The sequence below is a fragment of the Acidovorax sp. 62 genome, from assembly GCF_002754495.1.
Lineage (GTDB): Bacteria > Pseudomonadota > Gammaproteobacteria > Burkholderiales > Burkholderiaceae_C > Acidovorax.
Window position 1 is genome coordinate 3546787 of sequence record NZ_PEFJ01000001.1, and the last position, 24638, is coordinate 3571424.

A 24638-nucleotide genomic window follows, 5' to 3' on the forward strand; every position below is an offset into this window, starting at 1 on the left:
TGCTCGCAATAGCTACAGCTATTGCTGCGCTTTGCGCCTTGCAGCCCATCCCGATCCGCAGCGCACACTTTCCGCTCGATTCGTGCAGAGGATCCCTAGCGCTTTATCTATAAGCGCTAGCAGCTATTACTTCAATAGCAAACCCTTGCCCCGCACTGCCTCAGAAGCTCTCCCACTCATCGTCATTGCCCTTGGCTGCCGCTGCAGCAGGCGCTGGGGCCTTGGCCGGGGCGGGCGCCTTGGCACTGCTGGTGAGCTTGGCCGCTGGCGCCGCCTTGCTGCCCGCCACTGTAGCCCGGGCTGGGGCCGGGGCAAAGCGCTGGGCAGGTGCAGGCCGGGGGGCCGGGGCGCTCGCGCTCGCGCGGGTGCTGGCGCCCACGTTGAAGACGCTCACCACTTCGGCCAGCCGCTGCGCCTGGTCGCGCATGGAGGCAGCGGCTGCGGTGGATTCTTCCACCAGCGCGGCGTTTTGCTGGGTCATCTGGTCCAGGTTGGCCACGGCTTGGTTGACTTGGCCGATGCCGTCGCGTTGTTCGGTGGACGATGCGGTGATTTCTCCAATGAGGTCGCTCACGCGGCGCACGCTGGCGACGATTTCGTCCATGCTTTTGCCTGCCTGGGTGACTTGTTCGGAGCCGCTTTCAACGTTTTCGACCGATTTGCCGATGAGGGTTTTGATTTCCTTGGCGGCTTCGGCGCTGCGCCCGGCCAGGCTGCGTACTTCGCTGGCCACCACGGCAAAGCCTCGGCCTTGCTCGCCTGCGCGGGCAGCTTCCACGGCCGCGTTCAGCGCCAGGATGTTGGTCTGGAAGGCGATGCCGTCGATCACGCCGATGATGTCGCTGATCTTGCGGCTGCTTTCGGTGATCTGCTGCATGCTGGTGACCACCTGGCCCACCACTTCTCCGCCGCGGGCTGCGGCCTGGGCGGCGGTGCCTGCGAGCTGGTTGGCCTGGCGGGCGGTGTCGGCCGATTGGGTGACGGTGGCTGTGAGCTCTTCCATGCTCGATGCGGTTTCTTCGAGGTTGGCGGCGGTTTGTTCGGTGCGGGCCGAGAGGTCGTGGTTGCCGTTGGCGATCTGTACCGAGGCGCTGGAGACGGAGTCCACGCCCTGGCGCACTTCGCTCACCACGCCGCGCAGGCGGGTGGACATCTCAGAGAGGGCGCGCAGCATTTGGCCGAGTTCGTCTTTGCGGCCCGATTGCAGTTCGCGCGTGAGGTCGCCTGCGGCGATGGCGTTGGCGGTGTCTACCGCTTGCTGCAGCGGCGCGGTGATGGAGCGCACCAGCCACCAGGCCAGCAGCGTGCCCACGCCAAACACCAGCAACGCCGTGATAGCACCGATGACCCCGGCGCGGATGCGCTGGGTGGTGGCGTCTGCGCGCACCGCGTCGCGGCGGCGTTCCAGCAGGGCGATGAACTCGTCTTGCGCACCTTCGTACTGGTTGATCAGCGCGGTGAACTCCTCCTTGGCAAAGCGCTGCGAAGCGGCGATATCACCCGCCCCGCGCAGCTCGCGGATCTTGCCAACACCGGCCAGCACGCGTTTGCGGATTTCCTGGATCTTGTCCATGGCGGCTTTGTCCGCCGGATCGGAGATACCGGCACTGATGCCCTCCTGGATCTTCCCGATCCCGGCGATGGCTTCTTTGAGTTGCGCGCCGTATTGCTTCTCCAGCGCCTCGTCGGTGGTGATGGCGATGCCATGCACCATCAAATTGGCCGTCCCGGTGGCACCACGCCAGCGGATGACCGAGGCCAGGCGCCCATCGATGTCGGCCACGGCGTCAATGGCGCGCGACATGGCAGTGTTGCTGCGGTTTTGCGCCAAGCCCGACACCACGGCCATGGCCACCATCAACCCCAAAAACGCAAACCAGAGCTTGCGGGAAACGCGGATATTGTCGAGCTGCATGTTGTCTCCTGCGGTGTGCTGCGCTTCGCGGAATGCTTGCCGGGCCATGCGCCCTTGCCGAAACATTCCATTACAAACAGGTGACAAGCCTAAGCGAGACGGCGGCCCAATGGCACCTGCCAGGCACGGGGACAAACCCTCAGCCCCGGCAGGCATTCGTGCAGCCCCCCGCAGTCAACAGAGCCCCATGGCGGCATGTGGCGTCAACTGCGCAATCTGCCGCACTGGGCTACGCAAATTGCGCGCCAGAGCATGCAAAGTGCGCAGCCTGGGCGCTGTTCTTTGGCGGGGCAGTGCAGGACAATTCCACGACTCCTCCCCCAACACATCCCAGAGCCCGCAATGACCCAACAGCCCCCGCCCTCCCACCCGGCCCTGCGCCCCGCCCACCCCACCAGCCTGATTGGCGCGCCCACCGACATTGGCGCGGGCGCACGCGGCGCATCCATGGGCCCTGAGGCCCTGCGCGTGGCGGGGCTGCAGGCGGCGCTGGAGTCGCACGGGCTGCAGGTGTTTGACCGGGGCAACCTGAGCGGCCCCTCCAACCCCTGGCAGCCCCCGGTGGACGGCTACCGCCACCTGCCCGAAGTGGCGCAGTGGAACCGGCTGGTGTACGACGCCGTGTATGCCGAGCTGCAACTGGGCCACCTGCCCATCCTGCTGGGCGGCGACCACAGCCTGGGCCTGGGCAGCATCAGCGCCGTGGCCCGCCACTGCGCAGAAAACGGCAAAAAGCTGCGCGTGCTGTGGCTTGACGCGCATGCCGACTTCAACACCAGCGAGTTGACCCCCAGCGGCAATGTGCACGGCATGCCCGTGGCCTGCCTGTGCGGCTTTGGCCCGGCCGAGCTGACCCAGCTGGCGGCCATGCCCGGCGGCGGCCCGGCGCTGCACCCTTCGCAAATCCGGCAGATCGGCATCCGCAGCGTGGACGAGGGCGAAAAGCGCTTTGTGCACGAGCAGGGCCTGGAGGTGTTTGACATGCGCGCCATCGACGAGGTGGGCATGCGCCAGGTGATGGAGCGCGCGCTGGCGGGCATGGACGCCCACACCCACCTGCATGTGAGCTTTGACGTGGATTTTCTGGACCCCGACATTGCGCCCGGCGTGGGCACCACCGTGCCCGGCGGCCCCACTTACCGCGAGGCGCAACTGTGCATGGAGATGATTGCCGACAGCGGCCGCCTGGCCTCGCTCGACATCGTGGAGCTGAACCCAGCCCTGGACGTGCGTAACAAAACCGCTGTGCTGGCGGTGGACCTGGTGGAGTCGCTGTTTGGCAAGAGCACGCTGATGCGCACGCGGCCTGTGTGATGGCCAGCGTGCGTGCTTAGACAGCACAAATTACTATCAAAACAATAGCTGCCAGCGCTTACTCCATAAGCGATGGCAGCTATTTTTACTTCAATCCCCGCCTACACAGGGCAAAGCAAGGCTTGTCAGAGCCCCGGCATCACCGCCCGCACCTGCTCGGCCGTGGGCAGCGGCGCCACGGCGCCAAAGCCCTGCACAGTCAGCGATGCCGCCGTGTTGGCATAGGCCACCGCAGCGGCCAGGTCGTCGCCCAGCGCCAGGCGCGCGAGCAGGTTGCCGTCAAAGCAGTCGCCCGCCCCCGTGGCATCCACCAGCGCCACGCTGCGGCCCGGCACCCGCTGGCGCGGCACGGCGGGGTCGGCGCTGCTCAGCAGCACCCCATCGGCCCCCAGCTTGACGACCACCGTGGCCGCGCCCTGCGCGTGGCCCCAGTCGGCAATCGCATCGGCATCGTGCAGGCCCAGCAGCGCAGCCATGTCATCGAGCCCCGGCAGGAAGATGTCGCACAGCGACACCGCATGCGCAATGCAGGCCCGCGCACGCGCCAGCGGCCAGAGCTTGAGGCGCAGGTTGGGGTCAAACGCCACGCGTGCACCGGCGGCCCGGGCCACGCGCATGGCCTCATAGGCCGTGTCGCACGCCGAGGCCGACACCGCCAGTGAAATGCCCGACACATGCAGGATGCGGCACTGCTGCAGCACGGTGGCGGGCCCATTCGTCGATGCATCCTGCAACCACGCAGGTGCCATGCGGCTGGCAGCCGAGCCCGCGCGCAGGTAGCTGAACTCGTGCCCGGCCGCACCATGCGTCACAAAGTAGATGCCCGTGGGGTGCTGCGCATCGCGCTCCACCGCCGTGGTGTCCACGCCCTCGCGCGCCCAAAGGTCCAGCAGGGCCTGGCCAAAGGCATCGCTGCCCAGGCGTGTCAGGTAAGCGGTGCGTGCGCCTGCGCGGGCGGCGGCAATCACCGCATTGCTGGTGTCGCCCCCAAAGCCCTGCAGGTACTGCGGCTCGCCAGGGCGGGTCTGGTTGAACTCCACCAGCGCCTCGCCCAGCGCCACCACGTCCCACACGGGTTGCTTGGCTGCGGTCATGGCTCAGCCGCGCGGCTTGTAGGCCGTCACGTCGATCTCGACCTTGGCGTCGATCATCAGGCGCGATTCGACCGTGGAGCGTGCGGGGCGGTGGTCGCCAAAACACTCCATGTACACGCGGTTGAAGCTGCCGAAGTCCCGCGCATCGGCCAGCCAGACGCTGACCTTGGCCACATCGGCCAGCGTGCAGTCGGCCAGGGCCAGGGCGTCCTTGACGCGCTGGAACACCTGGCGCGTCTGCGCCTCGATACCGCCGACAACGACCTGGCCCTGGTCATCGGTGGGCACCTGGCCCGAGACAAAAACGAAGTCGCCTGCGCGGGTGGCGGGCGAGAGGGGGCGTGCGAGGCGATCGGACGCGAGCGGCGCTTGGCCGAGGGTTTCTACTGGCATGGAAAACGCTCCTTTGAGTAAAGATATTACACACTTCCTTCCAGAAATGCCCATCTCGTTCGCAATTCTGGCATCGAATGTGCTTATTCGTGTAATCCTATTACTTCGAGGTGTGCAATGCAAACGTCTGGAACCAACCTGGTGCAGCATCCGCTGCCAACGCTTGAACTGCGGGGCCGCCGCAACCTGCTGGGTGCAGCGGCGCTGACCGCCGCCCTCACCCTGGCCTGCAGCGCCAGCTGGGCCCAAACGGCCACCGCCACCCCGTCCAAGGGCGGCGCCGCCAACCTCGCCATGGTGGGCGAGCCCCAGGGCCTGGACCCCATGGTGAGCACCGCCGACCTGGTGGGCACCATCATGCAGCACGTGTACGAGCCGCTGTACACCTTCGACGCCAACTGGGCCATCGCCCCCATGCTGGCGGAGGGCCTGCCCACCGTCTCCAAAGATGGACTGACCTACACCATTGCCCTGCGCAAGGGCGTGAAGTTCCACAACGGGCGCGAGATGACGGCCGATGATGTGGTGGCCTCGCTGCAGCGTTGGATGGAGCTCAACCCCCGCGGCAAGGCCGTCGGCAAAGAAGTGGCCTCACTCACCGCCAAAGGCCCCCTGGCAGTAGAACTGAAGCTGAAAAATCCTTACGCACCACTGCTGGCCCAGCTGGCCTTGCCCAGCGGCATGGCCGCCATCATGGCCAAGGAAAGCATTGCGCCCCAGCTCAAAGACTTCGTCGGCACCGGCCCCTACCAGTTCAAGGAACGCCGCCCCGACCAGTTCACCGTGCTGGTGCGTTTTGACGGCTACGCCAGCCGCAAGGAAGCCGCCAGCGGCTACGCCGGCAAGCGCGAGGCGCTGCTTGATGAGCTGCGCTTTGTGCCCGTACCCAGCGCCAACACGCGCGTTGAAGGCGCGCTCTCGGGCCAGTTCCAATACGCCGACCTGCTGCCAGTGGAGGCCATTGGCCGCATCGAAAAAGGCGCCCCGGCGGTGGTGCCCATCGTGACCAAGAACTTTGGCTTTCCGTACATCGTGTTCAACACCAAGGAAGGCGTGCTGGCCTCGCAGCCCATGCGCCGCGCGGTGCAAACCGCCGTGGGCACGGGCGAGCTGCTGGCCGCAGGCTTTGGCGACAACCGCTTCTTTGTGGTGGAACCCAACTTCTTCCCCAAGGGCACGCCCTACTACTCGGACGCGGGCAGCAAGCTCTACAACGAGCGCAACCCGCAAGCCGCCAAAGAGCAGGCGGCCAAGGCCAGCTACGGCGGCCAGCCCGTGCGCATCATGGCCAGCCGCCAGTACGAGTTCCACTACAACATGGCGCTGGTGATGTCCGAGCAGCTCAAGAAGGCGGGCTTCAAGACCGAGCTGCAGGTGGTGGACTGGGCCACACTGGTGCAGCGCCGCAACGACCCCAAGCTGTGGGACGTGTACTTCACGCACTCGGGCCTGTTCCCCGAGCCCATGCTCTCGCCCCCGCAGCTGGGTGACGGTGCGCCCGGCTGGTGGGAGTCTGACGCCAAGAAGTCCAGTCTGGCCGCCTTCAACCAGGAGACCGACCCGGCCAAGCGCGGCCCGCTGTGGGGCAAGGTGCAGCAGGTGGTGTACGACGAAGTGCCGTTCATCGAGGTGGGCAAGTTCAACGGCTTGTCGGCCCGCTCGGCCAAGCTGCAAGGCTACACGCCGGCCATCTGGCCGTTCTTCTGGAACACAGGACTGGCCAAGTAAGCAGGGGCAGACAGCACCATGATGCGATTTCTGTTGAAGCGCCTGGGCGGCGCCGTGGTGGTGCTGGCCCTGGTGGCAGTGCTGGTGTTCTGCCTCACGCGGCTGGCCTCGGGCGACCCCGTGGCGCTGCTGCTGGGTGACCAGGCCACCGCCGCCGACATTGCCCAGGCCCGCGCGCAGTATGGGCTGGACAAACCCCTGCCCGTGCAGTTTGGGCTGTGGGTGGGCGAGCTGCTGCAGGGCAATCTGGGGCAGTCGCTGTTCCTGCAGCGCCCCGTGGCCCAGGCCCTGCTGGAGCGGGCCGAGCCCACGCTGTTCCTCGCGCTGTTTGCCGTGGGCATTGCGGCGCTGGTGGGCGTGCCCTGCGGCATGGCCGCCGCTGTCTGGCGCGGCAGCGCCACCGACCAGGCTGTGAGCGGCGTGGCCATGCTGGGCGCGAGTGTGCCCAGCTTCTGGCTGGGCCTCATCCTCATCCAGCTGTTTGCGGTCAAGCTAGGGTGGTTTCCCGCCTCGGGCTACGGCGACCCCACAGCCACGCTGGGCGAGCGATTGCAGCACCTGATGCTGCCCGCGTTGGTGCTGGGGCTGCTCAATTCGGCGCTCATCATCCGCTTCACCCGTGCCTCCATGCTCGACATCCTGGGCGAGGACTACGTGCGCACCGCCCGCGCCAAGGGTCTTCCCGAGGGCACCATCATGGTCAAGCATGTGCTGCGCAATGCGCTGGTGCCCATCGTCACTGTGCTGGGGCTGACCATGGCGCTGATGATTGGCGGCACCGTGGTGACCGAGACCGTCTTCAACCTCCCCGGTGTAGGCAACCTGGTGGTGCGGGCCGTGCTGCGGCGCGACTACCCCGTGATCCAGGGCACGCTGCTGGTGATTGCTGCCATCTACGTCTTCATCAACCTGGCCATCGACTTTCTGTACACGCTGGTGGACCCCCGTATCCGCCTGGAAGCCCCATGAACCCGAGCCCTTCCTTCTGGCACCGCCTGCGGGCCGTGCTGCGCCGACTGTTCGCCCGCAAGGTGGTGCTGGCCTCAGCCATCGTGATTGCGCTGGTGGCCAGCATCGCTGTCGTCTTCCCCTGGGTGTCCGATGCGGACCCCAACGCCCTGTCCATCAGCGAGCGGCTGCACGCGCCTTCAGGCACGCACTGGGCGGGCACCGACGAGCTGGGCCGCGATGTGCTGCTGCGCATCGTGCACGGCGCGCGCTACTCGCTGCTGATTGGCCTGGTCACCGCCGCAGGCGCCGTGCTGCTGGGCACGCTGCTGGGCATGTTTGCGGGGTTCTTTCGCAAGCTCGACGCCCCGCTGATGCGCGTGGTGGACGCGATGATGTCCTTCCCCGACATCCTGCTGGGCATCGCCCTCGTGTCCATCCTCGGCGTGTCGCTGTGGAACGTGATGCTGGCGCTGGTCATCGTCTACACCCCGCGCGTGGCGCGTGTGGTGCGCGCCACCACGCTGGTGCTGCGCGAGCTGCTGTTTGTGGACGCGGCCCGCGCCCTGGGCGTGCGCACGCACCTCATCCTGTGGCGCCATATCCTGCCCAACCTGATGTCGCCCATCCTGGTGCAGGTGACCTTCATCTTTGCCTACGCCATCCTGGCCGAGGCGGGCCTGTCCTTCCTGGGCGTGGGCGTGCCGCCTGATATCCCCACCTGGGGCACCATGATCGCTGGCAGCCTGGACTATGCCGACAAGGCGTTCTGGACCATTTTTGCCCCCGGCGTTGCCATCGTGCTCACGGCCCTGTCGCTGCAGATGCTGGGCGACGGCGTGCGCGACCTGCTCGACCCCAAACTGAAAAAGACCGTATGACCTCCCCCACGATGAGCGCAGCGCCCCGGCTCGAAGTCAGCGGCCTGTCCACCTCGTTTGCCACCGATGCGGGCCGCATCCAGAGCGTGGCCGATGTGTCCTTTTCCATCCACCCCGGCGAGACGCTGGCGCTGGTGGGCGAGTCGGGCTCGGGCAAGTCCGTCACCAGCCTCACCCTCATGGGCCTGCACGCACGCACCTCGCAAGCGCAGGTCACGGGCCAGGCCTGGTTTGTGCAGCGCGACGGCCGCAAGGTCGATGTGCTGGCCCTGCCCGAGGCCGACAAGCGCACGCTGCGCGGCAACGAGCTGGCGATGATCTTCCAGGAGCCCATGACCAGCCTGAACCCGGTGCTGACAGTGGGCGAGCAGATTGCAGAGTCGGCCCGCCTGCACCTGAAGATGGACCGCAGCACCGCGCTGGCCCACGCCCGCCGCATGCTGGAGCTGGTCGAGATCCCCGCCGCTGCGCAGCGCGTGCACGAGTACCCGCACCAGCTCTCGGGCGGCATGCGCCAGCGCGTGATGATTGCGCTGGCCATGGCCTGCAACCCCACGCTGCTGATCGCCGACGAGCCCACCACGGCGCTGGACGTGACCATCCAGGCGCAGATATTGGCGCTGATGGGGCGGCTGCAGAAAGAGACCGGCATGAGCATGCTGTTCGTCACGCACAACCTGGGTGTGGTGGCGCAATACGCCGACGCCGTGGCCGTGATGTACGCCGGGCGCATTGTCGAATCGGCCCGCGTGCACGACCTGTTTGCACGGCCCGAGCACCCTTACACACGCGGCCTGCTGGCCTGCCTGCCCGGTGTGGCGCGGCGGCAAGCGCAAGCAAATGACCATGCAATAGCCGCCGGGCGGCGCAAGCTGGTGGCCATTCCGGGCCAGGTATCGAGCCCCCTCGCGCCCCCACCCGGCTGTGCCTTTGCGCCGCGCTGCACCCGCCAGCAGGCCGACTGCACCCACGCTATGCCTGCGCTGGAAGCCACCGGCCCGCGCCGCATGGTGCGCTGCCTGCACCGCGAGGAACACGCCGAACCCACCGAGGTGAGCGCATGAACGCCGTCCTGAACACCCCACAGCCCATGGCACCGACCGACACCGCCGCACCGCTGCTGGAGATTGCCCACCTGCGCAAACACTTCGGCAGCGGCCCGCACCCCGTGCGCGCGGTGGACGATGTGAGCTTCACCATCCGCCGGGGCGAGACCCTGGGCCTGGTGGGCGAATCGGGCTCGGGCAAGAGCACCATTGGCCGCCTGCTCACGCGCCTGGTGGACCCGACCAGCGGGCAGATGCGCTACCACGGCGGCCCCGCACCGCAAGACCTGGCCCAGCTCTCGCAGTCGCAATACCGGCCGCTGCGCTCGCAGATCCAGATCATTTTTCAGGACCCCTACGCCAGCCTGAACCCGCGCATGCGCATCCGCGATGTGCTGGCCGAGGCGCTGGATACGCACGGCCTGGCCAAGGGCGCCGCACGCCTGCCGCGCGTCCACCAGCTGCTGGAGCAGGTGGGCCTCAGGCCCGAGCATGCCGAGCGTTTTCCGCACGAGTTCTCAGGCGGGCAGCGCCAACGCATCGGCATTGCCCGCGCGCTGGCGGTGGAGCCCCAGTTCATCGTGGCCGACGAGCCGCTGTCGGCGCTGGACGTGTCCATCCAGGCGCAGGTGGTGAACCTGCTGGGCGAACTGAAGGAGCAGCTGGGCCTCACGCTGCTGTTCATCTCGCACGACCTGGACGTGGTGGAGTACCTGTGCGACCGCGTGGTGGTGCTGTACCTGGGCCGGGTGATGGAGATCGCCCCCACCGAGGCCCTGTACGCCCAGCCCCAGCACCCCTACACCCAGGCCCTGCTGGCCGCAGCGCCCATCCCCGACCCCGCCCAGCGCCGCAGCATTGCGCTGCTGCAAGGCGACCTGCCCAGCCCGGCCAACCCGCCCTCGGGCTGCGTGTTCCGCACCCGCTGCCCCCAGGCCGAGGCGCGCTGCGCCAGCGCCGACATGCAGCTGCGCGAGGTGGCCCCCGGCCATCTGCACGCCTGCTGGAAAACCGCACCCTCTCACCCCGCACCATGACCGAAGAATTCCTACTCGACCACCGCTGCAAGGGCTACCCGCTGCACGCAACGCCCTGCCGCCCCGCCGACCTGGGCCAGCGCGGCTGGAACGTGCTGGCGGGCGACCTGCCCTTGCCCATCGCCGTCATCCGCGAAAGCGCGCTCAGCCACAACCTGGCCTGGATGCAAGCCTATGCCGAGCGCAAGGGCGTGGCCCTGGCCCCGCACGGCAAGACCACGCTGTCGCCCGAGCTGTTTGCCGAGCAGCTGCAGGCAGGCGCCTGGGGCCTGACCTTTGCCACCGTGTACCAGCTCAGCGTGGGGGTGGACGCCGGGGCGCGCCGCGCCATCATTGCCAACCAGGTGCTGTGCGATGCCGACCTGGACGGCCTGCACGCGCTGCTGCAGCGCCACGCCAACCTGCGCGTGTGGTTCCTCATCGACAGCCTGGCGCAGCTGCGCTGCATTGAAGCCTGGGCCGAGCGGCGTGGCCACACCGCGCGCGGTGAACGGCGCCTGGACACCCTGCTGGAGATGGGCGTGCCCGGCCAACGCACCGGCTGCCGCACGCTGGAAGAAGCCCTGGCGCTGGCCCAGGCCATGGCGCAATCGCCCGCCGTGCAGCTGGGCGGTGTGGAATGCTACGAAGGCGGCGTGGCCCGCTGCGACAGCGAGCACGATGCACGCGAAGTCACGGCCCTGGTGCGCCGCGTGACCGAAGTGGCCCGCGCGTGCGATGCGCAGGACCTGTTTGCCGATGCGGAGATCCTGCTCACCGCAGGCGGCTCGGCCGTGTTCGACCTGGTCATCCCGCTGCTGCGCACCCAAGGGCTGTCCAAGCCCGTGCTGGGCGTGCTGCGCTCGGGCTGCTACATCACGCACGATCATGGCAACTACCAGCGCTTTCTGAAGCATGTGGAGCAGCGCGAGGGGCTGGACGCCTCGCTGCGCCCTGCGCTCGAAGTGTGGACCATGGTGCAATCGGTGCCCGAGCCTGGGCTGGCCCTGCTCACCGGCGGGCGGCGCGATGTCTCGTACGATCTGGAGATGCCCGTGCCCGTGCGCTGGGCGCCGCGCCACGAGCGCCGCGCTGCCAGCACCCCCACCGGGTGGACGGTGAGCGCGCTCAACGACCACCACGCCTACCTGCGCTACGACCCCGCGGCAGGCCCCGCCCCCGCCGTGGGCGACCGGGTGGCCCTGGGCATCTCGCACCCCTGCACCACTTTTGACAAATGGCGCTGGCTGCCGCTCGTGGACGACGAAGGCACCATCACCCGCGCCATCAGCACCCGTTTTTGACCATGTCCAAACCAACCCCTACCAGCCTGCTGCAGCAACTGCGTGAGCGCCAGCCCGACCTGCCCGAGGCGCAGCGCAGCGTGGTGCGCGTGGTGCTGGACGACCCACGCGCCGCCGTGGTCGCCACCGTGGAACAACTGGCCCAGCAGGCGGGCGTGTCCATGCCTACCATCGTGCGCACCTGCCGCAGCTTTGGCCACGACTCGGTGCGCGAATTCATGGTCGCCCTGGCGCAGGACTTGGCCGTGTCGGGATCGCACCTGCACCGCAGCGTGCTGGCCGATGACAGCGCCCAGGACGTGACCAGCAAGATCGTGCACGCGGCAGTGTCGTCGCTGACCGAGCTGGGCCGCAGCATCGACGCCGAAGTGCTCGACCGCGTGGCCGAGCGGCTGGCGCAGGCGCGGCGCATCGACTGTTACTCGGTCGGTGCCGCCTCCACCTTCATGGCCAGCGAGCTGCAAAGCCGCCTGTTCCGCCTGGGCTGCACGGCCAACGCGATTTTTGATGCGCACCAGCAGCTCGTCTCGGCCAGCACGCTGGGGCCCGATGGCGTGGCCTTCGTCATCTCGCACGTGGGCCGCATGCCCTATGCGCTGGAGGCCGCGCGGTTTGCCCGCTCGCAAGGCGCCACCGTGGTGGCGCTGACGCAGCCCGGCACGCCGCTGGCGGAGGTGGCCGACCTGGTGCTGGCCGTGTCGGTGCCGCAGGACGCGGTGATGCGCGTAGGCACCGAGGCCTATCTGGCCCACCTGGTGGTGATTGAAATCCTGACCGTGCGCCTGGCGCAAAAGCTGGGCCCCGTGGCCACCCGCGGGCTGCAGCAGTTCAAGCAGCTGCTGCACAAACACGGTTTTGACAGCGCCGAATACGTCGGCGCGTTTGACAGCCACGCGGGCAGGAGCACCTCTAGCGTCCCTGGCATCGCCAGCCACCCCAACGACCCATCGCGCGGCCTGGCCGCAGAGGAATGACATGGCGCACGCAACGCTGCTGAGCAATGGCCGCATCGTGGATGGCACCACCCGCCCCGGCTGGGTGGGCGACCTGCTGATTGAAGGCGAGCGCATCACCGCACTGGCCGAGCCAGGCCAGATCGACCCCGCCGCCCTGGCCCGTGCCCGGGCCTGCGAACACTTCACCGAGGTGGACTGCACCGGCCGCGTGATCGCCCCCGGCTTCATCGACGTGCACACGCACGACGACGCCGCCGTGCTGGACGCGCCCACCATGCTGCCCAAGCTCTCGCAGGGCATCACCACTGTCATCGTGGGCAACTGCGGGATCTCGCTGGCGCCGGTGGTGACCGACAGCCCGCTCGCCCCGCTCTCGCTGCTGGGGCGCCTGCAGTTTCGCCACGCCAGCATGGCCGACTACGCCCGTGCCGTGGACGCCGCCCAGCCCGCCGTGAACGTGGCCGCACTGATGGGCCACACAGCCCTGCGCATGCGCCACCTGGCCGACCTGCGGCAAACCGCCACCGCCGACGAGCGCGCCGCCATGGCCGCCGACATGGAAGAAGCCATGGCCGCCGGGGCCCTGGGCCTCTCGTCGGGCATCTTCTACAGCGAGGCCTATGCGGCCGATGTGGAGGAGTTGGTGGCCGTGGCCTCGGTGGCGGCGCGCCACGGCGGCGTGTATGCCACGCACATCCGCGACGAGCTGGCGGGTATCCTGCCTGCGCTGCAAGAGGCCGCACTCACGGCCCGCCAGTCGGGCCTGCCGCTGGTCATCTCGCACCACAAATGCGCCGGGCCCGCCAACTGGGGCCGCACGCGCGAGACGCTGCCGCTGATCGACCAACTGGCGCAGGGCCAGGAGATTGCGATGGACGTGTACCCCTACACCGCAGGCTCCACCGTGCTGCGCGAAGACCTGGTGGACGGCATCATCGACATCCTCATCACCGGCAGCCAGCCCCACCCCGAGATGGCCGGGCGCTACCTGGCCGACATTGCGCGCGAGTGGGGCGTTCCCCAGCAAGAGGCCGCCGTGCGCCTCAAACCCGGCGGGGCCTGCTACTTTCAGATGCGCGAGGACGATGTGGAGCGCGTGATAACGCACCCGTTGTCCATGATCGGATCGGACGGTCTGCCGCACGACGAGCGCCCGCACCCGCGCCTGTGGGGCGCCTTCCCGCGCGTGCTGGCCTGCTACTGGCGTGACAAGGGCCTGCTGCAGCTCGAAGAAGCCGTGCACAAGATGACGGGCCTGTCGGCCCAGCGCTTTCGCCTTGGCGGGCGCGGCCTGCTGCAGGCAGGGCACATGGCCGATGTGGTGGTGTTTGACCCAGAGCGCGTGCGCGACCTGGCCACGTTCGAGCAGCCCCAGCAGTTCAGCGAGGGCATTGAGCAGGTGTGGGTGAACGGCGTGCTGAGCTACACCGCTGCGCAGCGCGCCACCGGGGCAAGGGCAGGCCGCTTTGTGCGGCGGGCCCACAGCACAACAGCCCCCTGATCTGCGCCCAAGAAAGAACAGCCAGCTATCAAAACAATAGCTGACTGCGCTTTATGAATGCGCCCTAGAGGCGTTTTTCTATAGAAAACCGAGATACCGCACCGTCACTGCGGCAGCTTGGCCACCGACAGGCGCCGCAGCAGTTGCTGCACGATGTCGGTCTGCATGTTGCGGTAAAGCAAGGCTTCTTCGGCCTCTTTCGACAGCGCCTGGGTTTCGCTGTACGTCATGTCGCGCTGCTGCTGGATCTCCGTCTCGGGGATCAACTCCACGCTGCCCTGCGTACGCAGGCGAAACTTCACCCTCAATCGCAGCTGCACTTCGCGCACCTGGCCCGAGGCGTTCTGCCCCACCACCACGCGATCGCGCTGCTCCGAGAGGAGGTCGATCACCACCTGCGCGGTGGGCAGGTCGGCCGCATTGCGCAGCACCTTGAGCTGGCTGCCCGAGCCATCGAGCGTGCGCTGCAACTCGCGCGCCAGCGATGAGCCCGTGGGCGCCGCAATGTAAAGCGACGAGAAAGCGAACTCCGGCACGCCACGCAGGCGAAAGCCGCAGCCCGCCAGCACGGCAGCAGGAACCAGGGTCAGCAGAGTGCGTCTTTGCATATCAGTTGTTTGTTGCGTTGGCTGGGCCCGCAGGCCCCTCATGGAATGCAGCCCGCAGCGCCTTTCTTTTAAGAGGCGCGGGCTGCTTCACCTCACACGACCACGTTCACCAGGCGGCCTGGCACCACGATGACGCGCTTGGGCGCGGCACCGGCGGCCTGGGCGATAAAAGCCTCGCTGGCCAGGGCCACACGCTCGATCTCGGCCTTGTCAGCTTGCGCGGGCACCAGGATCGAGCCACGCAGCTTGCCATTGACCTGCAGCATGAGTTCGATCTCGTCCTGCACCAGCGCATTGGCATCCACCTGGGGCCAGGCGGCGTCCAGCAGGTCACCCAGGGCACCCGCGTAGCCCAGGCTTTCCCACAGGCTGTGGGCGATGTGCGGGGTGGCGGGGTACAGGCTGCGCAGCAGGATGCCAAAGCCTTCGATCAGCGCCACCTGGGCGCCGGCCGAATCGGTGGCCTTGAAGTCTTCGAGCGCGTTGATCATCTTCATCGCGCCGGAGACCACGGTGTTGTACTGCATGCGCTGGTAGTCGTAGTCCACCTGCTTGAGCACGTTGTGGATCTCCAGGCGCAGGGCCTTGGCTTCCTTGCCAAACTGCACGTCTTGCAAGCTGCTGGCACCGGCCACGCTGGCGATGGCGGCATCGCGGTCAATGGCGGCGAGCTTGACGCCGAAATTCCACACCCGGCGCAGGAAGCGATAGCTGCCTTCCACCGCCGCGTCGTTCCACTCCAGGGTGGCCTCGGGCGGGGCTGTGAACATGGTGTACAGGCGGGCCGTGTCGGCGCCGTACTTCTCGATCAGGTCCTGCGGGTCCACGCCGTTGTTCTTGGACTTGGACATGGTTCCCACGCCCTCGTAGTCGATGGGCGTGCCCACGGGCAACATGCCGTCGCCGCTGGTGGCTTCGTTCTTGAGCTTGGCACCGATGATCTTGCCGCCTTCATCGAGCACATGCTCCACGTCGTGCGGCCAGAAGTAGTCCTTGCCGCCCTTGGCGGTGCGGCGGCTGTAGATGTGGTTGAGCACCATGCCTTGTGTGAGCAGCTTGGTGAAGGGCTCATCGACCTTGACCAGGCCCAGGTCGCGCATGACCTTGGTCCAGAAGCGGGCGTACAGCAGGTGCAGGATGGCGTGTTCGATGCCGCCGATGTACTGGTCCATCGGCATCCAGTAGTCGGCACCACCGGCCACCATGGCGTCCGCATTCTTGGGGTCGCAGTACCGCATGAAGTACCACGAGCTGTCCACGAACGTGTCCATGGTGTCCGTCTCGCGGCGGGCAGCCTTGCCACACACGGGGCAGGTCACGCCCGCGTGGAAGCCTTCGTGCTTGTGCAGCGGGTTGCCCGAGCCGTCGGGGATGCAGTCTTGCGGCAGCACCACGGGCAGGTCTTTTTCGGGCACGGGCACGGCACCGTGCTCGTCGCAGTGGATGATCGGGATCGGCGTGCCCCAGTAGCGCTGGCGGCTCACGCCCCAGTCGCGCAGGCGCCAGGTGGTCTTCTTCTCGCCCAGGCCCTTTTGCTCCAGTGCATGGGCCACGGCGTTCACGGCTTCCTTGTACGACAGGCCGCTGAAGCTGTCGGAGTTGATGGTGACGCCGCGCTGCTTGTCGCCGTACCAGTCGTTCCACTGGTGGTAGTCAAAGTGCTCGCCATCGACCAGCACAACCTGCTTGATCTCGATGCCGTACTTGAGGGCGAACGCGAAGTCGCGCTCGTCGTGGGCGGGCACGCCCATCACGGCGCCGTCGCCATAGCCCATCAGCACGTAGTTGCCGACCCAGACCTCGACCTTTTCGTCGGTCAGCGGGTGCGTGACGAACAGGCCCGTGGGCACGCCCTTTTTCTCTTGCGTGGCCAGCTCGGCTTCGGTGGTGCCGCCGCTCTTGCATTCTTCGATGAAGGCCTTGAGCGCGGGGTTGGTCTTGGCGGCATGGGCGGCCAGCGGATGCTCAGGCGCCACGGCGCAGAAGGTCACGCCCATGATGGTGTCGGCGCGCGTGGTGAACACGTACATCTTGCCTTCGCCGATCAGCGCGCCGTCATCACCCCGGATGTCGTGCGGGAAGGCGAAGCGCACGCCTTCGCTCTTGCCGATCCAGTTCTCCTGCATCAGCTTCACACGCTCGGGCCAGCCAGGCAGCTTGTCGCCGGTCACAAAGCCCAGCAGCTCTTCAGCGTAGTCGGTGATCTTGAGGTAGTAGCCAGGGATTTCGCGCTTTTCCACGGTGGCGCCGGTGCGCCAGCCCTTGCCGTCAATCACCTGCTCGTTGGCCAGCACGGTCTGGTCCACCGGGTCCCAGTTCACGACCTGGGTCTTGCGGTAGGCAATGCCCTTTTCGAGCATTTTCAGGAACAGCCACTGGTTCCACTTGTAGTACTCGGGGTCGCAGGTGGCGACTTCGCGGCTCCAGTCGATGGCCAGGCCCATGGCCTGCATCTGCTTTTTCATGTACGCGATGTTTTCGTACGTCCACTTGGCCGGTGGCACGCCGTTCTTCAGCGCCGCGTTTTCGGCGGGCAGGCCGAAGGCGTCCCAGCCCATGGGCATCAAGACGTTGTGGCCGTTCATGCGCAGGTAGCGCGTGAGCATGTCGTTGATGGTGTAGTTGCGCACGTGGCCCATGTGCAGCTTGCCGCTGGGGTAGGGCAGCATGGAGCAGGCGTAGAACTTCTTCTTGCTGGTGTCTTCCGTCACGCGGTAGGCGTCGCGGGCAGTCCAGTGGCTGTGCGCGGCGCGTTCAACCTCTTGGTGGGAGTATTTGTCTTGCATGGGAGCTTGAAGGTGAGAGGACGGTGCAAGCCCACTCTGGGCTGCAATCGGTGGATTTTAGGCGGTGAAGCGGACCGACACGGGGCAAACGGCACGGCGAGCGAGCAGTGTCAGGGCCAAGCCGCTCCTGCACCTGGATGCCCAAGCGGTCTCGCTGCTGGCAGATCAAAGCCCTACCCGAAGCCTTATTGGCCTGCAGCGCTTGATTGATAAGCGCAAGCAGCTACAAATTAGATAGCAATCAAGGACACTAAGGCGCACCGGCCTTGGCAGGATCGGCCACAAAGCCAATGCGCTGCAGCCCGGCCTGGTGGGCTGCGCCCATGACTTCCACCACGCGGCCATAAGGCACGGTGGCATCGGCACGCAACTGCACTTCGGTGTCAGGCTGGGCCGCGCCAATGCGTTGCAGGCGCACGGCCAGGGCCGCTTGCGACACGGGTTGGTCGTCCAGATACGCCTGGCCTGCGGCGTCCACCACCACGGTCACAAACTCGGGGGCCACGGCAGGGCCGGTGCCCTCGGCCTTGGGCAAATCGAGCCGGATCGAGCTGGCCAGCAAAGGGGCGGTCAGGATGAAGATCACCACCAGCACCAGCATCACATCCACCAGCGGGGTCATGTTGATGTCGCTCATGGGCTGCGCGCCCGTGGTGCGTTCGAGTCGGCCGAAGCTCATGGCTGTATGCCGTCTGAGGACGAAGGCCCGGCCTGGGGAGAGGGCATGCCCGGGCTTGCCAACAGCTCACGCAAATCCAGCGCAAAGCCTTCCAGATCGGCCTCGATGCGGCCAATCAAACGGCCAAACACGTTGTAAGCCAGCACGGCCGGAATGGCCACGGCCAGCCCGGCGGCGGTCATGACCAGGGCCTCGCCCACAGGGCCGGAGATGCGGTCGATGGTGACGGGGCCGCCCCCACCCAGCGCCGTGAGCGCATGGTAGATGCCCCACACCGTGCCCAGCAGGCCCACGAACGGGGCCGTGGCGCCCACGGTGGCCAGCAGCACCTGCCCGTATTGCAGACGGCCCAGCACGCCGTGCAGGGCATCGCGCAGCACGCGCGTGAGTTGTTGCGACAGGGGGCCGGCCGAAGCCAGGGTGGCTGCAGGGCTTGGAACCACAGGAGACTGGGCCACGCCCTGTGCGGCCACCACCAGGGGGAGCACCAGCGCCTGCGGGTCCAGCGCAGCCAGCCGTTGTGCGGCCACGTCGAGTGAGGGCGACTGCCACACGGCCGCGGTGCAGCGGGCCACATCGCTACCTGCGCGCAGCACCAGGCGCGCCTTCCAGAGCATGACCACCCAGCTGGCCACCGACATGGCCAGCAGCAGCACGGCGGCGCCCTGGGTCACTGCATCACCCTGGCGCCACCAGTGAAGGGCGTCCATCGCGGGGCCTGCGTCAGTTCTTGAGGTTCAGCACGTCGAACATGTCGAACATGCCGGTCTTGTGGGCCGCCAGGAAACGCACGGCGCGCAAGGCGCCCTGCGCATACGTGGCGCGGCTGGAGGACTTGTGCGTGACCTCAATGCGCTCGCCAATGCCGGCAAACAGCACGGTGTGATCGCCCACGATGTCGCCGCCACGGATGGCAGCAAAGCCGATGCTGGAGGGGTCGCGCTCGCCCGTCACGCCTTCGCGGGCGTATACGGCGCAGTCCTTGAGATCACGGCCCAGGGCGTCGGCAATCACCTCCCCCATCTTGAGCGCGGTGCCCGAGGGCGCATCGACCTTGTGGCGGTGGTGGGCTTCGATGATCTCGATGTCGTAGCCCGTGGCCATGGCCTTGGCGGCCATTTGCAGCAGCTTGAGCGTGACGTTCACGCCCACGCTCATGTTGGGCGAGAACATGATGGCCGTGCGCTGTGCGTAGGTGTCGAGTTCGGCCTTTTGCGCATCGGTGAAGCCGGTGGTGCCGATGACGGCCTTCACGCCCAGTTCTGCGCACACCGCCAGGTGGGCCAGGGTGCCTTCGGGGCGGGTGAAGTCGATGAGCACGTCGGCGTTTTGCAGGCCGGCCTTCAGGTCGGCCGTGATGGCCACGCCGCTGGCATAGCCCAAAAAGGCGCAGGCATCCGAGCCCACGGCGGGGCTGGAGGCCTGGTCGAGCGCTCCGGCCAGCACGCAGTCGTCGCTGGCACGGATGGCTTCGATCAGCATGCGGCCCATGCGGCCCGAGGCGCCGGCCACCGCAATGCGGCAAGGGGTGGAGGGGGTGGCCGCAGTGGCAGAGGGGTTCACGGACATGTCAATCCTGCAATAAAGGCTGCCATCAAAACGGCAACAAGTCTGGCCAACGCAGGGGCTGCAAGCGGCAGCGCGGCGCGCGGGCACTGGGCAAAAAGCGGGGCCCGTTCAGACCGGGCCCGCGCGGGCAATCAAGTCAGCGCCGGGGTCTGCGCCCCATCAACGAGCAGTCGATTCCAGCGGTGGGTAGCGTGCGGGCTGTGGCTCGGATGGCGTGGCCGCAGCCGGTGCCTGGGGTGCCGCGGCCTCAGCCTTGCGGGCGGGGTAGCGGGCCAGTTGGGCTTCGGTGGCCTCCAGCGTAGGCACCTTGGGCTTGCCTTTGTGCGAGCCCAGCGTGGCCACGAACTCCGTCTCCGACGGCATCTCGTCGCCCTCATGGCGCGCCAGGGCATCGCCTTGGAAGAACACGGTGAGCTTGCGCGATTCCATCTCGGCCGAGGGGCGTTTGATGGTAAAGACGTATTCCCAACGGTCCGCGTGGAACAGGCTGGTCATCAGGGGCGTGCCCAGCAGCTCGCGCACTTGCTGGCGGCTCATGCCCGGCTGCAAGGCCTGCACCTGTTCGCGCGACACGAAGTTGCCCTGCACGATGTCGATCTTGTAGGGGGTGACGACGCTGGCCACACGGCGGCTGGCGCCGTCCAGGCTGCCGCATGCCGCCAAGGCAGCGAGCGCAGCGCTGGCCAAAAGAATGCGACCCAGGCGGGCGTTGCAACAAGCTTTGTCTGGCATGGGGAAAAGGGCAAAGGATATGATCAAACCATTGTAGCGGTAGCCTTCCCTTGCATGGGCGGGCCCCTCTCCCGCAACCGCACAGCCGCAAGGAGCCAGCAGCCATGACCAACATCGACGAACTCAAGAGCACGGGCCTCAAAGCCACCCTGCCCCGCCTGAAGATCATGGAGATCTTCCAGAAAGGCGCGCAGCGCCACATGACGGCGGAAGATGTGTTCCGGGTGCTGCTGGAAGAGCGCTCGGACATCGGGCTGGCCACGGTGTACCGCGTGCTCACGCAGTTTGAGCAGGCGGGCATCCTGATCCGCAGCAACTTTGAAAGCGGCAAGGCCGTCTACGAGTTGAACGAAGGCCAGCACCACGACCACTTTGTGTGCACTGCCTGCGGCAAGGTGGAAGAGTTTTACGACGCTGAAATCGAAAAGCGCCAGCAGGCCGTGGCCAAGGCCAAGGGCTGGGTGGTGCAAGACCACACCATGGCCTTGTACGGCCAGTGCGCTGCCTGCGCGCAGAAATGACTCCCCCCTGAGTCGCCTTCGGCGCCTTCCCCCTTAAGGGGGACGCTCCCAGCGCGGCGGGGCGGCCCTTGCGCGGGAGCACTGGCATGGGCCGCGCCAGTTTCGGCGGCCTGAGCGCAGCTCAGCCTCCAGTGTCGCGTTCCATGGCTCGGCGGTGGCGATCCACAAACTCCTGGTAGGTGTCGATGCCGCGCAGCTGCAGGATGGTGTTGCGCACCGCGGCTTCGACCAGCACGGCGATATTGCGACCGGCCACCACCTGGATGACGACCTTGAGCACGGGCACACCCAGCACATCCTGCGTGAGCGGCTCATAGGGCAGGCGTTCGTAGTCGCGCTCCAGCGTCTCTTTGCGCACCAGGTGCACGATGAGCTTGAGGCGCATCTTGCGGCGCACCGCCGTCTCGCCAAAGATGGCACGGATGTCGAGCAGGCCAATGCCGCGCACTTCCAGCAGGTTTTGCAGCAGCTCGGGGCACTTGCCCTCGATGGTGGTCTGGTTGATGCGGAACAGGTCCACGGCATCGTCGGCCACCAGGCCATTGCCGCGCGAGATCAGCTCCAGGCCCAGCTCGCTCTTGCCCAGGCCTGACTCGCCCGTGATCATCACGCCCAGGCCCAGAATGTCCATGAACACGCCGTGCATGGTGATGCGGTCGGCAAAATGCTTGGACAGGTAGGCACGCAGCACATCGATGACGAAGGCCGAGGACTCGTGCGTGGAGAACATCGGAATCTGCGCGCGCTCGCACATGGACACCAGCGCATCGGGGGCCACCTGGTTGTCGGCCAGCACCAGCACAGGCGGCTCCAGCGTCACGATGCGGGCAATGCGGCGCTTGCAATCGTCGGGCGATTCGCTGCTACTGAGGTAGGCGACCTCTCGCTCACCCAGAATTTGAACCCGGTAGGGGTGGATGTAATTGAGATAGCCCACCAAATCGGCGCCCGAGCGCGCGGAGCGCACAGCCACCTCATCGAACCGGCGCTCAGAGGCGCCCAGGCCTGCGACCCACTCCCATTTGAGGGAGCCACGAAATTCTTCAAACAGGACGTCGGCGCTGACTACGTTAGGTTTCACGGCAACTCACAGCAGTTCACAGCGACAGGGCGCTGGGTGGAACGGGAAACGCGCCGGACAGATCGGAAGGATCAGGCGGTCTGGGTGGATTGCCATCCGGCAATCATGCCGTGCAGCTCGGCCGCATCGGTCGATGCCTTGAGCCGCTCGCGCAGGGCAGAGTCGCTCAGCAGTTCGGCAATTTCAGAGAGGATTTCCAGGTGCTTCTGGGTGGCCGCTTCGGGCACCAGCAGAAAAATCAGCAGATTGACCGGCATTTCGTCCGGGGCATCAAAGCCGATGGGCTGCAGCAACTGGAACACCGCCGCCATGGGGGCCTTGAGCCCCTTGATGCGACCGTGGGGGATGGCCACGCCATGACCGAGGCCGGTAGACCCCAGGCGCTCACGGGCAAACAGGCTGTCCGTGATGAGCGCCCGCGAGAGGCCGTGCTGGCTCTCGAAAAGCAGCCCCGCTTCTTCAAAAGCACGTTTTTTGCTAGTAGCGTCCACGCTCACAAGGACTTGAGCGGCGGGGAGGATGGAGGCGAGTCGGTTCATGGAGGTAACAATTATGCACACACTGGCGAAAACCCTGAGTAAAGCCGCGTGGCCCAGAAAAAAACCGCCCCCATGGGGCGGTTGCTGTGTGGGCACCTGACGGGCAGGTGCATCAAGCGTGCAGTTCGCGCTTGGCCGCTTCGTGGTGGTGGTCTTGCAGGCGATCCTTGTGACGCACTACCTGGCGGTCCATCTTGTCGACCAGTTCATCCACAGCGGCATAGAGGTCAGAGTGCGAGCTTTCGGCAAACAGGTCGCTGCCCTTGACGTGGATGTTGCATTCCGCTCGTTGGCGCTTTTCCTTTTCCTTTTGCTTCTCAACTGTCAGCAGTACCTTGACATCAACCACTTGGTCAAAATGGCGCGTGATCCGATCGAGCTTGGTGGTGACGTAGTTGCGCAAGGCAGGGGTAACTTCGAGGTGGTGACCGCTGATCGTCAAATTCATAGGTAAGTCTCCTGTGGCTCTCGGTGAAAAACATTTGCCGCACTGGATCAGAGTGGCGGCCCGGCGAACTAGATGCATCCGTTGACGTGACTTCACTATGCCCCTGGACTGTGCTAATTGCAATCCCATTCCGATGTGCATCGGCGGGTTATCGGGCCGAAGGTGCCAAACGGCCAAAAACCCCTCACAATGCGTGAGTCAGCACAGTTCTGAAGGGGCGTGAGCCGCTGCAGCACCCCCTTTGTGCTCAAGGGCGCAGAGCCCCCGGCGCCCCATGCAAATGCAGGCGCCCCGCCACCCACACGGCCCCCAGGCTGGCGGCCATGCCCACCACGGCGGCCATCCAGTAGTTCTGCACCAGGCCCTGTGCGTCGCGGCCAATCAGCACCCCACCCACCAGAGACGCCACGCCCATGGCAGCCGACTGCACCGAGGCATTGAGCGTCATGAACGTGCCGCGCAGCGCAGGTTGGGCGGCCGAGGTGACCAGGGCCATACCGGGGATCATGCGGCCGCTCATGAAGGTGAACATCAGCGTGGACACCAGCAGCACCGCCCACAGCGGTACGCCCCGCACCAGGGTGATGCCCAGCAAGGTGGGCATGACGGCGAAGGCCAGCCAGCGGAAGGTGATCACCTTGCCCCGGCGGTCGGTCAGGTGGCCAAAGAAACGGGCAGTAAAAAGCGTGACAACCCCGCCGCACAGGTACACCAGCGGCATCTGGTCGGCCCGCACGCCCGCATTGGCCTGCAGATAAATGGTGATGTACGGAATGACCGTGAACCCGGTGAACATGAGCAGCGCCGAGAACAGAAACGCCCAGCGGTGGTTCACATCGCGCAGCACCTGCCCGATGCCTCCGAAGGCGGTGCGGGCCTGCCCTGCCGCCAGGTGGTGGTCCATGGTGGGCAAAGAGCGGGCCGCACACACCAGCAAGACACCGCACAGCACGGCAATCGACACAAACGGCATGTGCCAGCCCCAGTGCTCGGCCAGGATGAGCCCCAGCGGCACGCCCGCCACGGTGGAGACAGAAAACGAGGTCATCACAATGCCCATGGCCCGGCCGCGCCGCTCAAACGGCACCACGTCGGCCACGATGGTCTGGCACAGCGCAGACAGCACCCCGCCAAACGTGCCCGCCAGCACCCGCGCCACCATGAGCGTGGCATACGTGGGCGCCACACCGCAGGCCAGCGTGGCCAGCCCGAACAGCGCATACAGCACCAACAAAAGGCGCTTGCGACCAAACCGGTCGATGTAGGTCGATGCCAGCAGCCCCGACACCCCGGCCGACAGCGTGTACGCCGACACCAGCAGCCCGAACTGCGCATCGCTGATGCCAAACAACTGGGTGAACTGCGGCCCCAGCGGCATCATGATCATGAAGTCCAGGATGTGGGTGAACTGGATGCCGGCCAGGGTCAGCAGCAGCCAAAGCTCGCGCCGCGCAGTGAGGGGGGTGGGTGCAGAAGGTGGGTTCACAAACAGTGCCTGAGCCAAAGCAGAGAGGGGCGCCAAATGTGCCACAACGGTGCCACAGCGGCTGGCGGTTCGCTGGTCGGGGCGCGGGCGAGC

At 66.6% G+C, this 24638-nt stretch carries 23 protein-coding genes; 10 read left to right on the forward strand and 13 right to left on the reverse strand.

The genetic code is table 11. The features are described 5' to 3' along the window. Window positions 1-160: 160 nt before the first annotated feature. Complete coding sequence (locus tag CLU86_RS15940) at window positions 161-1915, reverse strand: methyl-accepting chemotaxis protein (protein ID WP_099743620.1); 1755 nt, start codon at window positions 1913-1915, stop codon at window positions 161-163. 342 nt (window positions 1916-2257) lie between these two features. Here CLU86_RS15940 and rocF point away from each other — a divergent pair, with 342 nt between their 5' ends. After that, complete coding sequence (gene rocF / locus CLU86_RS15945) at window positions 2258-3229, forward strand: arginase (protein ID WP_099742288.1); 972 nt, start codon at window positions 2258-2260, stop codon at window positions 3227-3229. A gap of 125 nt (window positions 3230-3354) precedes the next feature. Here the strand turns inward: rocF and CLU86_RS15950 are convergent, their stop codons facing one another. Next, on the reverse strand, window positions 3355-4323 hold the full coding sequence (locus CLU86_RS15950; RefSeq protein WP_099742289.1) for a sugar kinase: 969 nt from the start codon (window positions 4321-4323) through the stop codon (window positions 3355-3357). Window positions 4324-4326: 3 nt separating this feature from the next. Then, window positions 4327-4716 (reverse strand): RidA family protein, encoded by a 390-nt coding sequence (locus CLU86_RS15955; RefSeq protein ID WP_010466576.1) that lies wholly within the window; start codon window positions 4714-4716, stop codon window positions 4327-4329. A gap of 117 nt (window positions 4717-4833) precedes the next feature. Between CLU86_RS15955 and CLU86_RS15960 the strand changes: the two genes are divergently transcribed. The 8 genes from CLU86_RS15960 to CLU86_RS15995 are packed head-to-tail and all read left to right on the forward strand — an operon-like array spanning window position 4834 to window position 14096. After that, on the forward strand, window positions 4834-6444 hold the full coding sequence (locus CLU86_RS15960) for an ABC transporter substrate-binding protein (protein WP_099742290.1): 1611 nt from the start codon (window positions 4834-4836) through the stop codon (window positions 6442-6444). An 18-nt stretch (window positions 6445-6462) separates the two neighbouring features. Next, window positions 6463-7413 (forward strand): ABC transporter permease, encoded by a 951-nt coding sequence (locus CLU86_RS15965; protein ID WP_099656969.1) that lies wholly within the window; start codon window positions 6463-6465, stop codon window positions 7411-7413. Next, window positions 7410-8273 carry an ABC transporter permease gene (locus CLU86_RS15970; RefSeq protein ID WP_010466583.1) on the forward strand — a complete coding sequence of 288 codons (864 nt, stop codon included), beginning with the start codon at window positions 7410-7412 and terminating at the stop codon, window positions 8271-8273. Before CLU86_RS15965 ends, CLU86_RS15970 begins: the two co-directional genes overlap by 4 nt. Continuing rightward, window positions 8270-9337: an ABC transporter ATP-binding protein gene (locus tag CLU86_RS15975; RefSeq protein ID WP_099742291.1), complete on the forward strand. Its 1068-nt coding sequence runs from the start codon at window positions 8270-8272 to the stop codon at window positions 9335-9337. The genes CLU86_RS15970 and CLU86_RS15975 overlap by 4 nt, the downstream gene beginning before the upstream one ends. Continuing rightward, a complete protein-coding gene (locus CLU86_RS15980) occupies window positions 9334-10356 on the forward strand; it encodes an ABC transporter ATP-binding protein (RefSeq protein ID WP_199175135.1) in 1023 nt (340 codons plus the stop codon). The genes CLU86_RS15975 and CLU86_RS15980 overlap by 4 nt, the downstream gene beginning before the upstream one ends. Then, on the forward strand, window positions 10353-11639 hold the full coding sequence (locus CLU86_RS15985) for an amino acid deaminase (RefSeq protein ID WP_099742292.1): 1287 nt from the start codon (window positions 10353-10355) through the stop codon (window positions 11637-11639). The genes CLU86_RS15980 and CLU86_RS15985 overlap by 4 nt, the downstream gene beginning before the upstream one ends. 2 nt (window positions 11640-11641) lie before the next feature. Beyond that, a complete protein-coding gene (locus tag CLU86_RS15990; protein ID WP_099742293.1) occupies window positions 11642-12613 on the forward strand; it encodes a MurR/RpiR family transcriptional regulator in 972 nt (323 codons plus the stop codon). Window position 12614: 1 nt separating this feature from the next. Then, window positions 12615-14096 carry an amidohydrolase family protein gene (locus CLU86_RS15995; RefSeq protein WP_099742294.1) on the forward strand — a complete coding sequence of 494 codons (1482 nt, stop codon included), beginning with the start codon at window positions 12615-12617 and terminating at the stop codon, window positions 14094-14096. Window positions 14097-14200: 104 nt separating this feature from the next. On the opposite strand, the gene lptE is transcribed toward CLU86_RS15995, so the two are convergent. The 6 genes from lptE to CLU86_RS16025 form a co-directional block, all read right to left on the reverse strand. Continuing rightward, entirely contained in the window at window positions 14201-14704 is a 504-nt protein-coding gene (gene lptE / locus CLU86_RS16000) for an LPS assembly lipoprotein LptE (protein ID WP_099742295.1), read from the reverse strand. A gap of 92 nt (window positions 14705-14796) precedes the next feature. Further along, window positions 14797-17490 (reverse strand): leucine--tRNA ligase, encoded by a 2694-nt coding sequence (gene leuS, locus CLU86_RS16005; RefSeq protein ID WP_099742296.1) that lies wholly within the window; start codon window positions 17488-17490, stop codon window positions 14797-14799. 250 nt (window positions 17491-17740) lie between these two features. Further along, window positions 17741-18169, reverse strand: coding sequence for a biopolymer transporter ExbD (locus tag CLU86_RS16010; protein WP_099656977.1), 429 nt, complete (start codon window positions 18167-18169; stop codon window positions 17741-17743). Continuing rightward, window positions 18166-18879 (reverse strand): MotA/TolQ/ExbB proton channel family protein, encoded by a 714-nt coding sequence (locus tag CLU86_RS16015; protein ID WP_099742297.1) that lies wholly within the window; start codon window positions 18877-18879, stop codon window positions 18166-18168. Before CLU86_RS16015 ends, CLU86_RS16010 begins: the two co-directional genes overlap by 4 nt. A 13-nt stretch (window positions 18880-18892) precedes the next feature. Next, entirely contained in the window at window positions 18893-19738 is an 846-nt protein-coding gene (dapB, locus tag CLU86_RS16020) for a 4-hydroxy-tetrahydrodipicolinate reductase (protein WP_099742298.1), read from the reverse strand. 159 nt (window positions 19739-19897) lie between these two features. Continuing rightward, window positions 19898-20470: an outer membrane protein assembly factor BamE gene (locus tag CLU86_RS16025; protein ID WP_099742299.1), complete on the reverse strand. Its 573-nt coding sequence runs from the start codon at window positions 20468-20470 to the stop codon at window positions 19898-19900. A gap of 104 nt (window positions 20471-20574) precedes the next feature. Here CLU86_RS16025 and fur point away from each other — a divergent pair, with 104 nt between their 5' ends. Continuing rightward, entirely contained in the window at window positions 20575-20991 is a 417-nt protein-coding gene (gene fur / locus CLU86_RS16030) for a ferric iron uptake transcriptional regulator (protein ID WP_099742300.1), read from the forward strand. A 121-nt stretch (window positions 20992-21112) separates the two neighbouring features. Here the strand turns inward: fur and hprK are convergent, their stop codons facing one another. The 4 genes from hprK to CLU86_RS16050 all read right to left on the reverse strand — a co-directional run bounded on the left by hprK (window position 21113) and on the right by CLU86_RS16050 (window position 24545). Beyond that, window positions 21113-22072: an HPr(Ser) kinase/phosphatase gene (gene hprK / locus CLU86_RS16035; protein WP_099656982.1), complete on the reverse strand. Its 960-nt coding sequence runs from the start codon at window positions 22070-22072 to the stop codon at window positions 21113-21115. A gap of 71 nt (window positions 22073-22143) precedes the next feature. After that, a complete protein-coding gene (locus tag CLU86_RS16040; RefSeq protein ID WP_099656983.1) occupies window positions 22144-22611 on the reverse strand; it encodes a PTS sugar transporter subunit IIA in 468 nt (155 codons plus the stop codon). A 112-nt stretch (window positions 22612-22723) separates the two neighbouring features. Next, a complete protein-coding gene (gene hpf / locus CLU86_RS16045; protein WP_099656984.1) occupies window positions 22724-23059 on the reverse strand; it encodes a ribosome hibernation-promoting factor, HPF/YfiA family in 336 nt (111 codons plus the stop codon). A gap of 247 nt (window positions 23060-23306) precedes the next feature. Then, window positions 23307-24545, reverse strand: a complete 1239-nt coding sequence (locus CLU86_RS16050) for an MFS transporter (RefSeq protein WP_099743622.1) — start codon at window positions 24543-24545, stop codon at window positions 23307-23309. Between the last annotated feature and the right edge of the window lie 93 nt (window positions 24546-24638).